Consider the following 14,113-nt stretch of genomic DNA (forward strand, 5'->3'; position numbering starts at 1 on the left):
AAACTTGACCCATGAAAATCATCCTGATTGGCGCGGGGCGAATCGGCAGCGCCGTGGCCTTCTGTCTCGCCAAAGCCGGCCATGACGTCACCGTCGTGGCGCGAGGGGCGCGCTTCGACACGCTAAATCGCGATGGCGCGATCGTCACCGTCGACGGGCAACGTGTGCCGGTTAAGGTCGCGTCGACGCTCGATCCGGCCACGCCCAACGATCTGACGATCGTTACCATGCCCGAACACCAGGTCGCACCGCTGCTGCCGGCGTTAGCGGCAAGCCGCGCGAACACGATCCTGCTGATGTTCAATACGTTCAATGGCGCCGCACCCTATCGAGCCATCGTCGGCGCGGAACGCTTCGCTTTTGGGTTTCCGAATATGTCGGCCTATCTGGTGGACCAGCAGCTACGCTTTCGTATAGATGGTCCGGGCATGGTGACGACGATATCGAGCCCCTATCTGGCGAAACTCTTCAAGGAAGCAGCCATGCCGAGCGAGGTGGAAGACGACATGGATGTGTTTCTCCGCAGCCACGTCGCTCTCGTGGTGCCGCTCTTTCTCGCCGCGCTGCTCACGTGGCAACGAGCGCGCCAGCTCACATGGTCAGAGGCAACACAACTCAACGCTGCGTGGACGGAAGGATTTGACGTAGTCCGTAGTCTGGGTCACACGCCAAAGCCTCGCCTTCTTGCGACACTGTTACGGATGCCGTCATTTGTGCGCACCGGTCTACTGTGGCTTCTGAGCCGGTCGCGGCCCGTCAAGGATCTCGGTGAGTTCGGTCCAACAGAGACGCGCGCGCTAATCGATCAGATGGCGGCAGCGGCGCCTGACAAAACGCCGCACCTGCTGGCGCTTCGGCCTTAGCCTCCGAAGGGCCGGTGTCGGTTCGTAAGCCCTTGACGAGAGGACAACGCAACAGTCCCTTTAGGGTCGATTTGGTGCGCTCGCCGTCGGCCCGGGTTCGGCCAGTTACCGTCACTCACGTCGCGGACAAGTGGCCGTTCGAACGTCCGCTTGGCCTCGGAACGCGACACATAGCTGCGTTGCGCGAAAAGGCCGGAACGAGAGGGCGCCCGAGCGTTAGCGGACGTTTTGCTACGAGCCTGCCGGGATATCGAAGGCGATTCGCTTAGCGTGGAAAACGGGCTTCGATTTATGAAAGTCTGAAACTTGATAGCTAATATTCACCCCTGCAGGCCTACGTTTGCTTCTGCGGCGGGCGTGAGGCGAGCGACAGCGAACGGCGCTTCATCAGGCGTTGGCCGGCGAGAGGAGACGCTGGAAAATTGAGCAAGGCGACATCTCCCGCGTGCTGAAGCGCGTAGCCGCTTACAGGTCGAGCACCAACTCCGGCGTTCGTGAGCGCGAACAACACGGCAGAAACTGATCGTTTCCTGCCCGCTCCGCTTCCGTGAGGTACACGTCGCGGTGATCGGGTTCGCCCTCGAGCACGCGTGTCAGGCAGGTACCGCAAACGCCCTGCTCGCACGACGTTTCGACGTGGACCCCATGCGCGGCAAGTGCCTCGATGACCGTCTGGGACGCGCTGACCGGAATGACACGACCACTTTTCGCGAGCCGCACATTGAACGCGTCGTGCGGCGAAACGGCGTCGGACGCTTGCGCCGGCGCATGGAAATATTCGCGGTGAAGATGCGCGTCGTCCCATCCCGAGTGCTGCGCGGTAGTCAGCACATGGGTCATGAACCCGCCCGGACCGCAGACATATAGATGCTTTCCCGGCGCGGGCGCACCCATCGCAAGCGCCGCATGGAGCGCCGGGCTTGCCGCCTCCGCGTCGACATGCATAAATGAACGCTCGCGCAACGCTGGCGAATCCAGCCGGTCAAGAAACGCGGCACGAGAGCGCTCCCGCACAAAATAGTGAAGCTCGAACGATGCGTTCAGCGCGGCAAGATGTTCGGCCATGGCGAGCAGCGGCGTGATGCCGATACCACCGGCGAACAGGATCGACTCCGTAGCGGCCGCCTCGAGCGGAAAGTGATTGCGCGGACCTTCAATGCGCAGCACGTCGCCGACCCTTAGCGCATGCATCGCGATTGATCCGCCTCGCGACGCGGCATCGAGCTGAACCGCGACCATATAGGCGCCAGTGGCTTCTCGCCGGCCGCACAGCGAGTACTGACGGACTACGCCCGCCGGCAGACAGATGTCAATATGCGCGCCCGCTTCGTAACCGGGCAATGATTGTCCGTCGAGCGGCGTGAATTCGAACGCGCAGATGTCTTTAGCGACATCCTCAATACGGGAGACGACAACATTCATGGCAAAGGAAACGAGTAGTAAGCGATGGTTCTATAAAAGGCTGTTGAGCTCGCTGAAAAATGCTCCGGCAGATCAAGCAACAGTCGAGTTTGCGGAACGCTTCGTGACTGTCCGTACGATGTTCAAAGCGAATACGCAGGCGGCGGATGTTATGAAACCAGGCACGTGTGCGCTCGACGTGGTTCGCTCTGCGCTCATCGGAATAAGCAAAAAGATCGATCACGAGGCCAATTTCTCGTGGCAAGATGCAAGTAAAATCGACTGAGCCTCCATCACGCCAACCTTTTTCGGGACTCGAACATAGAGCAATCCGTCGGTTTCCCTTACATCAAAAACCTTGATCCGAAATCCAGGGCAGTTCACGCCCTTTCCATCGGAGAGTCGGAAGGTAAAGGCATGAAGTGGACACTTGATCATGGATTCGTTCATGATGAGATCCCCCTGCGTCCAGGAAGCGCCCTGGTGTGGGCAACCTTTATCCACGGCCCGGAAGCCGGCCTTGGTCTGGTGAATCACGATCGTCTCATCGCCGACCTTCACGCGCAGCGGAAACTTGAGGTCGTTAATTGGTACCGGTGATGCTATAGCCCAGTCAGCATCAGTGCTATGCGCTTGCTCGCAGTTCACAGGATCTCCACAGAAACTTGGTTGGCAAGGATTTCGCGAATACGCGAGAAGAAGAAGTCGCGCTCCTGACACATGATGAATAGTCCAGCCTGTATCGGGAATGGGTGATCGGTGAAGCTGAAGTGGACTGAATCCAAACAGGCCTTGAGCTTCAAATCGTGGCGTTTCCTAACGAAATGGAAGATTCGCTGTAGCTCCAATGCTTTGTCGTAATCGAATTCTTCCTCTGGAGTGATACTCCACTCCACGGAAGCAAGCGCTTCGGCCAGATCACTCAGAAATTGTTTCTGTGGAGCGGTCAGCCACTTCGCCCTTTGTGGAACCTTTTCGTCAGAGTACTGAACCAGCCAGTTACTCTCTTTCTTTGCTCGTTCCATGTCACAGTCGAAACGTAGCCCCTTTTTGAACGCCATCAGAGGCCTCAGATACGCGGAAGCTGTGCGTTTCTGCAGAATGCAGTCGGTTACCACAAGGGGCTCTTTGACCAGGTCGAACACTGTGATATCCGCGGGCATACCTGGAGCGAGAGTACCTGCCTCGTCCTGCAAGGAGATAGCCCGCGCCGCTCGATCGGTCACTCTTGAGATCACGTTGTACAAGCCCATTCCCAGGACCATCATTGCCGTCATCACGTTCGCCAGAGACTTAACCGGGGTGACAACGTTGAACTGCTGCAGATCCGAGCTGATGGTGTCCGGAAGTAATCCCTGATTGAACGCCTGCTCAGCCACTTTCCAGGCAAAGTTGTAGCCACCGAAACCAACATCGAAAAGGACGCCCCGGTCCTGCGCTCGACGCACAAGATCGAGGACTTTGCCGTGGTCGTCGACGACCTTTCCCATGTTTCCGTGATAGACATGCGTAATCATGTCACCCGGCTCTGCAATCCGGAAAGCCTCCATAGCCAGAGTTTCTTCGACCTTATGCTGCTGGAACTCCCCAATGTGCATGTAGAGAGGTACGCCAAGAACCTGCGCCAGTCCCTTCGAGATCTTGAGCGACCCTGGTCCATAGTTGCCCATCGCGTTGCATTTGAGATAGCGGACCATGCCGCGCTTCTGCTGCATGAAATCCACCCATTCGGACAGGGGAATATTTCCCAGGCTACGGATCTCACCCTCGAGGAAGTTCAACGCGATCAACCCGAGTGGACGCACGAACGGACCGGCGTACAGGCTCGTATGGAGACCATCCATGGTTGCCTCGAACTCGTCGAGCACACCGATACCTGCGCCTCCCGCATCCACAAAGGTGGTAACCCCCTGGTAGACACCAATTGCGTCGGGATCCGAAAAACCAAGCGTGCCATATGTATGAACGTGAATATCGATCCAGCCAGGTGACAGGTAATGGCCGGTCAAATCCAGCACTTCGCCGTCAACGTGCGATGCGTCACCAACGAATTCAATACGCTGATTCGCGACGACCACATCAGCAATGGCATCGATTCCTTGCTTGGGGTCTATGACGTGTGCCCCCCGCAGGATCAACGTATTCGATTCCATATTGAAATCCTTGTATATATGAGCTTCGGTAGGGCAATATTGGACCGTCGCGGTGTTGATTAAAAGCGCTATTTTTAGTCTTGGGTGTCGACTTTTTGTCTACACTCATCCCGACCGGACGCTACATTGCATGATAGGAGCCCCCATGCACCTGCATAGCCGAGCCTTGAAATATCTTGACGAAGTCACACGCACTGGTTCGATCCGCAAAGCGGCGTTGTCCTTGCATGTCACCCCTTCCGCAATTGACCGGCGGATACTGTTGCTAGAGGAACAACTCGGCACAGCGATCTATGAACGTCACGCATCTGGTTTGCGCTTGACGGCCGCCGGCGAGATACTGGCTCAACATATCCGGCGGACACTGCAGGATATGGAGCGCACCAGATCCGAGATCGAGGATTTGCGAGGCCTGCGCCGCGGACGGGTCTCTATTGCGGTCATTGAGGGGGTGGCAATTGATCTACTTTCAACAGTGCTCACCGAATTCGGCAAGAGTTATCCCAACATTACCTTTTCCATCACCGTTGCTCCCTCGGCTGCCATACCAACCCTGGTTGCGTCAGGCGAAGCCCATATTGGCGTCGCGTTTAATTCGCCGATAACTCGCGGGGTGCGTCGCATCGCTTCGGCCGAACTTGAGATAGGCGTGGTTATGCGCCCTGATCATCCATTGGCCTCGAAGAAATCGATCAGGGTCGTGGATTGCGCGCACCATCCGATATGTTTTTCTACAACCTCTATCTCAGTCACGTCCGTCGTCAATGACGTTCTGTCGCAACAGAACTTCGACCTCGAACCGTTTATCATGTGTAACTCAGTAGAGACGTTGAAAGCGTTAGTGCGGGATGGGTCCGGCCTCATGTTCAAAAGCCGGCTCGGAATCGAACGAGAGATCCGTAATAACGAGCTTATCTTTCGACCACTCGTGGAAAAGCTGACTGAACGTCTACTACTCATTGAACAAAGCGGACGTAAACTTCCACCGATTGCATCAAAACTTCAGGAATACTTCAAAGACGCAATAGCCAGCATGGAAATGCAGCGTAACCGTGGGGCTCATCCTCGGAAGAGATCTGGAACAATAGAGTGATCAGCTCATAGCTCAATAGTAGAAGGCGCCAAAGAGCAGATCGATTATGACGTCCTCTTCTTGAGGCGACATGCTCGCCATTTTCAATACATTGCGTTCCTCTTCGCGTCACGGGCCAATCCACTTCTCCCAGAGCTCGCGCGAGTTCTGGGTCCGACTGCGTCGCTCCAATCAGGTGGTGCGAAAGGTCGCGATGTGACGAAGCGAGCGCGCGCGAAGTCGCGAAGAACGTTCCGGAAGGTTTCGCGTAGCGTTGATCCCGTGGATAGGCAATATGGGGCTGACATGCCCGCAAGGAACGCGTCCATAATTACAGCCGCAGCATTCGGCCAGCGGCTGTATATGGTCGTCTTGATGACACCAGATGTAGTTGCGATGCCGTCAATTGTGACCCGGCTTGGGCCAAGCTCCCGAACAAGGTCCAGTGCCGCAGCTTGAACTGAAGCCGTCGTCGCGTTGCTTCTGATCCGCCCCGCGCGTCCCTTACCCGCCGTCATTCAATCGAATCTTCCTCCTCAGAGGAGTAGCGACCTTCGATGTTCTCATCTAGACTCACCTAATTGACAACGCAACGTATCGTATTGTAGTTTGGGGGGAAATTGTACGGAGTGTCGAGTCGGCAGGCACAGTTCTGCTCTCATTTAAACCTTAAGGACGTTGCATGGCCCGGTTCATCCGGGCCTTGCCGCTGTTGTCGAAATTACGCGGGTGTCGGGTTTGACGTGGGGGTGCCAGCAATGTCCGATCCTCCGGCAGCCGCCACTCCAATCGGTGGAATCGCGATCGGAAAAGAACATGGCAGACAATGAACTTAATTCGCAGATGGATGACAGCAGCGTCATTCGAGCGGTCTGTGTTTACTGTGGGTCTTCGCCCGGTGCTGATTCCACCTTCATGGGAGCAAGTCGCGAGTTGGGGCGGGCGTTGGCGGGGGCGAACCTTAAACTGATCTATGGCGGCGGAACGACCGGCCTGATGGGCGCGGTAGCGCATGGGACGCTCGATGCAGGAGGTGACGTTGGTGCGATTATCCCAAGCTTCCTGATAAATCGCGAGGCAAACCATGCATCACTAACTATGTTTGAAGACTTGACGATCACTGACACGATGCACGAGCGGAAGCGTCAAATGTTTGATCGCTCGGATGCTTTTGTTGCACTCCCAGGCGGTATCGGAACGGTCGAGGAGATCGTAGAAGTTATGACTTGGGGTCAACTTGGCCGCCATCGCAAGCCGATTGTTCTCGTCAACATAAATGGTTTCTGGAATCCCCTAATTGCGCTTCTCGATCACCTGCGCGATACCGGATTCATCCATAGCGCCAAATTGCTTCAACCAATTGTTGCTGAACAGGTGAAGGATGTTGTTCCAGCAATTCTGGATGCGGCTGTTCTCGCCAGAGTTGCGGCCGAGAGCGAACCGGCGATTATCGAAAAGCTTTAGCCCGCCGTCCACGGTGCCGCCTAGGTTCCAAACTCAATCAGGATCCGTTTTCATCTATTGTTGTTTGTTTACATCCTGTGTCTTGCGTAAGCGGGACAAGATAATACGACCGCTGCCTGAGCAGTGGTTGCTTGTATTCCCCCCTCGCTGATCGATCACGCCCAGGTGAACGACCGGGCGTTCTGTGCTCATTTCCGCGCGCGCGCGGACGCTGGGGCTGGCTCGTCATCAAGCGACACACCCGCAAAGACCTGTCGTGCGAGTCTGCCGGCAAACTCTCTATTGAGGCCCGCATACGGCATCAATAACCTGTAATAGACGGCTCCGAAGATCACGTCGATCAACACGTCCACGTCTACGGGTTTCTTAAATTCGCCACGTTCTTGCGCACGCGCGATGACCTCGCGCGCCTGCGCTCGGCGAGGCAAGACCCATTTCTCCAGAAATACCTGCCGTAGCGCACCGTCGACCTGGGCCGCGGCCAGTAGCTGCCGCAGCAGTGTGCCTCGTTGCCCATCCAATGCCTTGATGAGTTGTTGAACCGCCCGCTGGAACGTGAGGGCAATCGTTTTCTCCTCACGATACGGAATTTCCGGTGCGATATCGCCCATGAAGGCATCCATCACGACCGCGCCTGCACTAGGCCAGCGACGATAGATGGTGGTTTTAGCGACGCCGCTCTGCTGCGCGATTCGCTCGATGGTTGCCGCTTCGATCCCGTGATCGTAGGCCAGATTCAACGCAACACGTAGAACCGCCGTACTGATGTCCTGGCTTCGAGGCCGGCCCGGGCGTCTCATCGTATCCAAGGCTTCTTCGGTCTTTACCGTCATGCGTTGCTCGTCTCTAAAAAGATTTTTGACATTTTGACTACGCTTCGTATCGTATCTAAGATTCCTCAATCGACCTGTTGTTCACTTTGAAGGGGATGTTCCCATGAACGTTTACCGTCCTGAGTCGCTTGCCGAAGCCGAAGACATGCTTCGCACGGTCGACGGCACGGTATGCGTTGGCGGTTGTACCTCAGTGCAATTCCTGTGGCGCCGCGGCGTCCCAGTGCCTGCCGCCCTCGTATCCATGGCACGGATCGATGCGCTGAAAGTATGCGTCCGGGATTGCGAAAACGCTATACGGCTCGGCGCCGCATTTACATTAAGCAACATCGTACAGCGTCGCCGGGCACTCGCGACACACGTCGCCCTCGCTGGAACGATCCGCAGAATCGCTGCGCCCGCTGTTCGGCGGCTCGGCACGTTGGGTGGAACCATCGGATCGTTAACGGGCTGTTTGCTGGCAATAGGCGCGTTGGTATGTTATTTCGTGGACGGCGAATCGCGCGATTCGGAACTCGAAGGCTGGTTGGCAAAAGACATTCGTGCACGTGGAATCCTGATCAGTGTGAGCCTGATGCCGAGTGAGCGCGGTACCTTTTACGCGCATCGCAAGATTGGATTGCGAACGGCGTTTACGCCCAGCGAGATCGGCGTCGCGGCGCTACTCAGTGTTGGCGGCACCGGTGTGATCACCGAAGCGAGATTTGCGGTGGGTGGTGGCATTGTGCGACCTTGTTTGTTGGTGTCAGCTTCGGCGAGTTTACCGGGAATACCGCTCGAAGGTCTTGATATGTATGCGGTTAGGACGCGGTTAGAGAGTGAAACCGATGCGCCAACGGATGGATTTCACACCAACGCCTATCGAAAAGCGGCTGGCGCTGGTGCACTTGTTGCGGAATTGGAAGCCTCGCTCAGGGCTTCGGCAACCCCGCCACGGGTGACCTTCACAACCCATACGACGTCGGTTTCAAAGCTCAATGTCAATCGCCTATGTCCGGAGCGGCGTAACGCATATGCGTCTGACACAGCCGCTAGCGTTGCCGACCGGTATGCCGGTGCGGCAGGCAAAACGATCAAGCAGGATCGAGCCGCTCGCTCCATTTTGCAGCGCGCATCGTACGATACGTTTAAAGAGCGCCGTCATAGTCGTCCAGACATTGCGGAGAAAGTGGCTGGCACGCTTCAATACATGACAGACACCGCTCATGGCGACATGCACGTCGGTCGAATATTGCGGGCTGAGGTGCCGCATGCGCGGATCGTCTCGATCGATACATTCGATGCGGAGCAGTTGCCGCGCGTGGTAGCCGTCGCCACGTCTAAAGACATTCGTGGTCTGAACGCATTTGGCATTCTGCTTCCGAATCAGCCGGCCATGTGCAGTGATAAGGTCCGACACATCGGAGACGCAGTCGCTGCGATCGTCGACGAGCCGGGAGCGCACTCAAAGCCGATTCGGCCAAGGTCCACGATGGCGGCAACCTTCGGCACGACGCGCGCTTTGAGCGCGCCGACATTGAGCGCGTTGCAACGGCCTGCATCCCTATCGTAGAAGACGAGTATGCGATGTCGCGATAAATCCATGCGTTCGTGAGGACCGAAGGTGGACTTGCGGTACCGCAGGTGGACGGTTCGCTGACGATGATTGCTGGCGGATAACACGGCTCACGCTGACCGAAAAAGACGTTGATAGAGGCCGGTGAGGTCATCACACGGAACCTTGACAGCTACATGTTGCCCAGTATCGCCGACGCACCGCTAACTTCACGTGTGTTTGCGCGTGAGGACCTTCACGAAGGCGACTCCTGCGGACCTCGTGGTGTAGGCGAAATTGGTATCGGTGCCGTGACGCCGGCGATCACAGCTGCCGTCGCCAATGCAATCGGCTGGTAGCCGACCGGGCTTCCGATACGCCCCGAGCACGTGCTGGCCACGCTGGCTAGGTCTGAACCTACCCCGGAACCATGCGCATCCAGCTTTGTGGACATCATTTAAAGGCCCCGATGATTAAAACTGTTCGGTTCGTACTCAACGGAGAGTTCGCTGATCGTGGCCCAGCTGGATATGCGCCTCGCCGAAATCTTGCGAAGCACGTGTGCTCTCACAGGCAGCAAATTCGGGGGTAGCGTCGGTCGCTGCGGCAGTTGTGTGGTGTTGGTGGATGGCTAGGCATTGAATGGATGTCTAATGATGGCGCGGCAACTCGAAGGTAGGCATGTCGTGTCCCCTCAAGGGCTGAGGGACTCAGCGATCACAGTATGGTCCGAAGGACACTCGTCGACGAAGTGTCATTCCAGTGCGGCTGTTGCGCCCCGGGTTTTGCAATCGCGTTGACCGCTCTGTTCATGAGCCGTCAACGGCCCGACGACGAATCGATCAAGGCCCCGATGGAGGGCAATATCTGTCGCTGCACCGGCTACGCTTCGATCATCCGCGGAGCTCAGCGCGCTCGGGATGTTTTGTTTACCGAATGGCTTTGAAATTTGCATAGAGCGGTGCTTCGTCCGTATTTGTGGCGGCCATCAGGTTTTTAATCAGGAATACTAACTATATGGAAATTGCTATACCGGGAATAAACGGGCTTATTTTCGTCGATGAAATTGGACCTTGATGATGGGCACTCCTTCTGCGGCCCACCCCCAGAAGCTACTCAAATAACGGCGCGACGAGGTGACGTCCCTCGCCGGCCACAGTTATGTTTTTTCAAAAAAATTACTGGAGTATCCATGAAGCCTCTCGTCCACCGTACGCTAAAAGCCGCGGTCAGATTCACAGCTCTCGCTAGCATATGCGGGTTGTTGGTCACAAATTCAGCGCACGCGCAATCAAGCGTGCAACTCTATGGTCAGGTCGACGAATGGGTCGGCGATCAGAAATTCCCGGACGGCAAGGGTGCAGCTGAGGTGTCGGGCGGTGGCATGTCCGCCTCTTACTGGGGCTTGAAGGGAGCAGAGGATCTGGGTAACGGCTACAAGGCGATCTTCACTTTGGAAGGCTTCTTTATGGCACAGAACGGCGAGTACGGCGCCTTCAAGGGCGACACGTTCTTTTCGCGTAACGCGTATGTCGGTATCGAATCGCCGTACGGCACGGTAACGGCCGGATATCTGACGACGTCGCTATTCGTCTCGTCGATCCTGTTCAATCCGTTCGACGACTCGTACGAGTTCTCGCCGATGATGTGGCATACGTACCTCGGCCTCGGCACCTTCCCGACCTACAACACCGACATGGGCGTGGTCGGCGGTTCGGACTGGGCCAACGCGGTGGAATATTCGTCACCGAACTTCAATGGCCTCAGCGCCAACGTCATGTATGCCCTGGGCAATACGGCGGGTGAGAACGGCGCGAAGAAGTGGAGCGCCCAGTTCCTGTACTTCCACGGCGCGTTCGCGGCAACCGGCGTTTATCAGTACGTGAACTTCAACGACGCCCCTGGCGATCTGACCAGCCTCGCACAAAGCGTGGGGCTCGCGAGCATGAAGAGCCAGAGCGTCGCTCAGTTGGGCCTGTCCTACGACCTGAAGTACGTCAAGTTCTTCGGCCAGTACATGTACACGTACAACGCACAGGACATCGGCAGCTGGCACGTGAACACCGCACAAGGCGGCGTGACGGTTCCAGCGGGCCCCGGCTCGATCATGGCGTCGTTCGCGTACTCGCGCGACGGCAGCGGTCTGGACCAGACTCGTCAGACGGCTGCAATCGGCTACGACTATCCGCTGTCCAAGCGCACCGATGTCTACGCGGCTTATATGTACGATCACTTCACCAGCCAGACCTCGGGCCAGACCTACGGCGTGGGTATCCGCACGAAGTTCTGAATCTCACAGAACGACTTCTGCAATCGGCTTCTCGAATCCGTGCGCTCGGGTATCCGCGCCGACTGACAACGGGAGGCCATCTTCGATCCAGGGACCGGATGAATCTAATTTGCAAACATGGATGGAAGATCGGGCATATCCAGCGCCCTCGCCTCGAGCAACTGTCAATCACTGTGATGTGCAGCACCACGCCGGGGAGAGGATTAATCCCATGCTTGTGGTCGACCCATTTTCCTCAAGATATTTCACGACAACATAGAAACACCGTACAGGACAGGAGAATCACGATGAAGAAAACATGGTTGAACGCGCCAAGAGTCGCCCGTTTAGCACTTGTGCTGTCAGCAGCGATTGGTGCATCAGGCGCTTGGGGAGCCGACGTCCCCGGTGTCGCATTTGTCTACCTTGGCAACCCGGGAGAAAAAAACCGCATCACACGCGAGCACTTTCCATTCCTCCCCAAGTTTTCTCATTCACGTGTATGAGTCCCGCAAATGCAGGGAGGCTCGGGCGCAGGCCCGCTTCATGCGCATCCGCCATAAAGCCGTGTAACGCGTTTTCGCGCGAAAGGCATTCATGTCCAAAGCGATCCGTAGTGACGGGAACATCCCGGGAATGAAGACCGCCATGCAGTCCTGAATGCACGTTGCAATAGCTATGCGCCGGTTGCGGCTGCAACGCCCAGTCGTCGCCGCAGCGGAACACGCCACCAGGACCGGCCGACAACCCCTGAGAAGAGGAGAAACAAAAGCATGCTTGCCGTCATCATTCCCACCCGCAATGTTCACGGGGGAAAACGTGGGCGTGTCCGCCAGGGCGTACCAGGCGGTGGGTGGTTTCAGGTCACTTGAGTCGAACGAGGATGTGGCGCTGGTTGACGCGCTCCGAGCCGTAGAAGCGACTATTGCGTGGGGTGCCAATGTACGGGTAGTAACAAGCTCACGTCTGGATTCGCGGGCGCCTGCGGGTTTCGGCGCGACCTTGAGAGCCGCCGGTCAGCGACTCGCCCGGGCGCATGGGACACCGGAGACGAGCTGTCACAGCCGGCGCAGACAGCATGAACAATCTCGCAGCCGTCACTGACCGGCGGCGCGCGTTTTACTTCAAAGGAGACTCTGCTATGAACCGGGCCGCTGTTTTTGATATCGACGGAACGTTAGTGGACTCAGTCGACCTGCATGCGAGTGCCTGGCAGGAAGCGTTCGCGGAGTTCGGGCATGACGTGGCGTTCGAAGAGGCACGTAGCCAGATTGGAAAGGGTGGCGACCAGCTTTTGCCGGTTTTCCTCAGTGCTGAACAGCAGGAGGACCATGGAGACGCGCTGGAGAAATGGCGCGGCGAGCGGTTCAAATCCAAATACCTGCCGATGGTTCGTGCGTTCTCGGCTGTGCCGCAGCTACTTCGGCGAGTGCGTGATGCCGGTCTCAGGGTGGCAGTGGCATCGTCAGCCAAACAGGACGAACTTGATATCTATCTGGAAATCGCGGGAATCGGGAACCTGGTTGATGAGTGTACGTCGTCTGCAGACGCTGAAAAGTCAAAGCCGGCACCCGACATATTCAGAGTCGCGTTAGAGAAACTCGGGATTCCGGCGACGGAGGCAGTGGCGATAGGCGATAGCCCTTACGATGCGCAGGCGGCAGGAAAGATCGGTATGCGAACCATTGGCATGCTGTGCGGTGGATTCACCGAAGCAAGCCTTGGGGGCGCCGACTGTGCCGTAGTGTATCCGGGCCCGGGTGCACTGCTCGCCTGCTTCGATGCGTCACCGCTCGCAACGTGAAGCCGGTGACATTAGCGATGGTGGGACACTTGCCGGGCACGGCACGATGCTTGCGCAATGCTGTTGCCGCCGCCACTGTGGCAGGCACCGGGCGTTCGTGTATCGCATAGGAATTTCAGCCACGTAGCGGAGCAGATCATCATGGAAACCAGAACGGGCGAGGCAAAGGCAGGATCCACATTCCACGACGCGTTGGCATTTCTCGAAGCGGAGCATCGCGCTGTTGAGGAGCTGTTCACTGCGTTCAGGAAGTCTACCGACGATGACCTCGAACGGAAGGCGGCGCTTGCTCAGCGGGCCTGCGAAGAACTGTCCATTCATACAATTATCGAGGAAGAACTGCTGTATCCGGCTGCGGAGAAAGCGTTACCAGATAGCGACAAGGTCGACGTAGACGAAGCTTACATCGAGCACTTTCTCGTCAAGACCCTGATCGCAAAATTCGAGACCCTGAAGGCCGGGGAGAAAGGATTCGATGCCACTTTTAAGGTCATAAGCGAAATGGTTGGGCATCATGTCGAGGAAGAAGAGGAAGAGCTTTTTCCAGAATTGCGCAAGTCAAAGTGCGATTTGCGCGTGCTGGGGGAAAAGATGGCGAGACGCAAGGCGGAGTTGCAAGGTAAGCTCGATGCGCTGGGAAGCAGGTCGGTGGGTGACAAAACCGGCTCGCTTTAGACGCGAAACATTTACCGGGATTGGCGCGGCTTGACAGGATCCCAA

At 56.9% G+C, this 14,113-nt stretch carries 13 protein-coding genes and 1 pseudogene; 10 read left to right on the forward strand and 4 right to left on the reverse strand.

What is annotated here, in order from left to right; genetic code table 11:
* Window positions 1-11: 11 nt before the first annotated feature.
* Complete coding sequence (locus P3T24_RS08075) at window positions 12-863, forward strand: ketopantoate reductase family protein (protein ID WP_429433622.1); 852 nt, start codon at window positions 12-14, stop codon at window positions 861-863.
* 465 nt (window positions 864-1,328) lie between these two features.
* Here P3T24_RS08075 and P3T24_RS08080 read toward each other — a convergent pair whose 3' ends face one another.
* Window positions 1,329-2,285 (reverse strand): PDR/VanB family oxidoreductase, encoded by a 957-nt coding sequence (locus tag P3T24_RS08080; RefSeq protein WP_429433625.1) that lies wholly within the window; start codon window positions 2,283-2,285, stop codon window positions 1,329-1,331.
* Here P3T24_RS08080 and P3T24_RS08085 point away from each other — a divergent pair.
* Window positions 2,284-2,550 (forward strand): hypothetical protein, encoded by a 267-nt coding sequence (locus P3T24_RS08085; protein WP_429433628.1) that lies wholly within the window; start codon window positions 2,284-2,286, stop codon window positions 2,548-2,550. The two genes, P3T24_RS08080 and P3T24_RS08085, sit on opposite strands and share 2 nt — an antisense overlap.
* Here P3T24_RS08085 and P3T24_RS08090 read toward each other — a convergent pair.
* Together P3T24_RS08090 and P3T24_RS08095 are read right to left on the reverse strand one after the other, a co-directional pair.
* On the reverse strand, window positions 2,505-2,912 hold the full coding sequence (locus P3T24_RS08090; protein ID WP_429433631.1) for a Rieske (2Fe-2S) protein: 408 nt from the start codon (window positions 2,910-2,912) through the stop codon (window positions 2,505-2,507). The genes P3T24_RS08085 and P3T24_RS08090 overlap by 46 nt on opposite strands.
* The gene (locus tag P3T24_RS08095; RefSeq protein WP_429433634.1) at window positions 2,909-4,417 is read right to left on the reverse strand and encodes a hypothetical protein; all 1,509 of its coding nucleotides are present in this window, start codon (window positions 4,415-4,417) and stop codon (window positions 2,909-2,911) included. The genes P3T24_RS08090 and P3T24_RS08095 overlap by 4 nt, the downstream gene beginning before the upstream one ends.
* A 145-nt stretch (window positions 4,418-4,562) precedes the next feature.
* Between P3T24_RS08095 and P3T24_RS08100 the strand changes: the two genes are divergently transcribed.
* On the forward strand, window positions 4,563-5,510 hold the full coding sequence (locus P3T24_RS08100) for a LysR family transcriptional regulator (protein WP_429433636.1): 948 nt from the start codon (window positions 4,563-4,565) through the stop codon (window positions 5,508-5,510).
* A gap of 795 nt (window positions 5,511-6,305) precedes the next feature.
* Window positions 6,306-6,953: a TIGR00730 family Rossman fold protein gene (locus tag P3T24_RS08105; protein ID WP_429433638.1), complete on the forward strand. Its 648-nt coding sequence runs from the start codon at window positions 6,306-6,308 to the stop codon at window positions 6,951-6,953.
* A gap of 188 nt (window positions 6,954-7,141) precedes the next feature.
* Here P3T24_RS08105 and P3T24_RS08110 read toward each other — a convergent pair whose 3' ends face one another.
* Window positions 7,142-7,786 carry a TetR/AcrR family transcriptional regulator gene (locus tag P3T24_RS08110; RefSeq protein WP_429433639.1) on the reverse strand — a complete coding sequence of 215 codons (645 nt, stop codon included), beginning with the start codon at window positions 7,784-7,786 and terminating at the stop codon, window positions 7,142-7,144.
* Window positions 7,787-7,889: 103 nt separating this feature from the next.
* Here P3T24_RS08110 and P3T24_RS08115 point away from each other — a divergent pair, with 103 nt between their 5' ends.
* From P3T24_RS08115 to P3T24_RS08140, 6 genes and pseudogenes are all read left to right on the forward strand, one after another.
* Window positions 7,890-9,338: an FAD binding domain-containing protein gene (locus P3T24_RS08115; RefSeq protein WP_429433642.1), complete on the forward strand. Its 1,449-nt coding sequence runs from the start codon at window positions 7,890-7,892 to the stop codon at window positions 9,336-9,338.
* Between the two features lie 697 nt (window positions 9,339-10,035).
* Window positions 10,036-10,266: pseudogene (locus P3T24_RS08120) on the forward strand (2Fe-2S iron-sulfur cluster-binding protein); the annotation flags it as partial.
* A gap of 246 nt (window positions 10,267-10,512) precedes the next feature.
* Window positions 10,513-11,610: a porin gene (locus tag P3T24_RS08125; protein ID WP_429433645.1), complete on the forward strand. Its 1,098-nt coding sequence runs from the start codon at window positions 10,513-10,515 to the stop codon at window positions 11,608-11,610.
* A 287-nt stretch (window positions 11,611-11,897) separates the two neighbouring features.
* The gene (locus P3T24_RS08130; RefSeq protein ID WP_429433647.1) at window positions 11,898-12,095 is read left to right on the forward strand and encodes a hypothetical protein; all 198 of its coding nucleotides are present in this window, start codon (window positions 11,898-11,900) and stop codon (window positions 12,093-12,095) included.
* Between the two features lie 572 nt (window positions 12,096-12,667).
* Window positions 12,668-13,393 (forward strand): HAD family hydrolase, encoded by a 726-nt coding sequence (locus P3T24_RS08135; RefSeq protein ID WP_429433650.1) that lies wholly within the window; start codon window positions 12,668-12,670, stop codon window positions 13,391-13,393.
* 141 nt (window positions 13,394-13,534) lie between these two features.
* The gene (locus P3T24_RS08140) at window positions 13,535-14,068 is read left to right on the forward strand and encodes a hemerythrin domain-containing protein (RefSeq protein WP_429433653.1); all 534 of its coding nucleotides are present in this window, start codon (window positions 13,535-13,537) and stop codon (window positions 14,066-14,068) included.
* The last annotated feature ends 45 nt before the right edge of the window (window positions 14,069-14,113 follow it).

Origin of the sequence: Paraburkholderia sp. GAS33, from assembly GCF_050436645.1 — a bacterium.
GTDB classification, from domain to species: domain Bacteria; phylum Pseudomonadota; class Gammaproteobacteria; order Burkholderiales; family Burkholderiaceae; genus Paraburkholderia; species Paraburkholderia phenazinium_B.

Coding starts and splice junctions, on each gene's coding strand:
- P3T24_RS08075 (WP_429433622.1), top strand. CDS start 12: ATGAAAATCATCCTGATTGGCGCGGGGCGAATCGGCAGCGCCGTGGCC.
- P3T24_RS08085 (WP_429433628.1), top strand. CDS start 2,284: ATGGCAAAGGAAACGAGTAGTAAGCGATGGTTCTATAAAAGGCTGTTG.
- P3T24_RS08080 (WP_429433625.1), bottom strand. CDS start 2,285: ATGAATGTTGTCGTCTCCCGTATTGAGGATGTCGCTAAAGACATCTGC.
- P3T24_RS08095 (WP_429433634.1), bottom strand. CDS start 4,417: ATGGAATCGAATACGTTGATCCTGCGGGGGGCACACGTCATAGACCCC.
- P3T24_RS08100 (WP_429433636.1), top strand. CDS start 4,563: ATGCACCTGCATAGCCGAGCCTTGAAATATCTTGACGAAGTCACACGC.
- P3T24_RS08105 (WP_429433638.1), top strand. CDS start 6,306: ATGGCAGACAATGAACTTAATTCGCAGATGGATGACAGCAGCGTCATT.
- P3T24_RS08110 (WP_429433639.1), bottom strand. CDS start 7,786: ATGACGGTAAAGACCGAAGAAGCCTTGGATACGATGAGACGCCCGGGC.
- P3T24_RS08115 (WP_429433642.1), top strand. CDS start 7,890: ATGAACGTTTACCGTCCTGAGTCGCTTGCCGAAGCCGAAGACATGCTT.
- P3T24_RS08125 (WP_429433645.1), top strand. CDS start 10,513: ATGAAGCCTCTCGTCCACCGTACGCTAAAAGCCGCGGTCAGATTCACA.
- P3T24_RS08130 (WP_429433647.1), top strand. CDS start 11,898: ATGAAGAAAACATGGTTGAACGCGCCAAGAGTCGCCCGTTTAGCACTT.
- P3T24_RS08135 (WP_429433650.1), top strand. CDS start 12,668: ATGAACAATCTCGCAGCCGTCACTGACCGGCGGCGCGCGTTTTACTTC.
- P3T24_RS08140 (WP_429433653.1), top strand. CDS start 13,535: ATGGAAACCAGAACGGGCGAGGCAAAGGCAGGATCCACATTCCACGAC.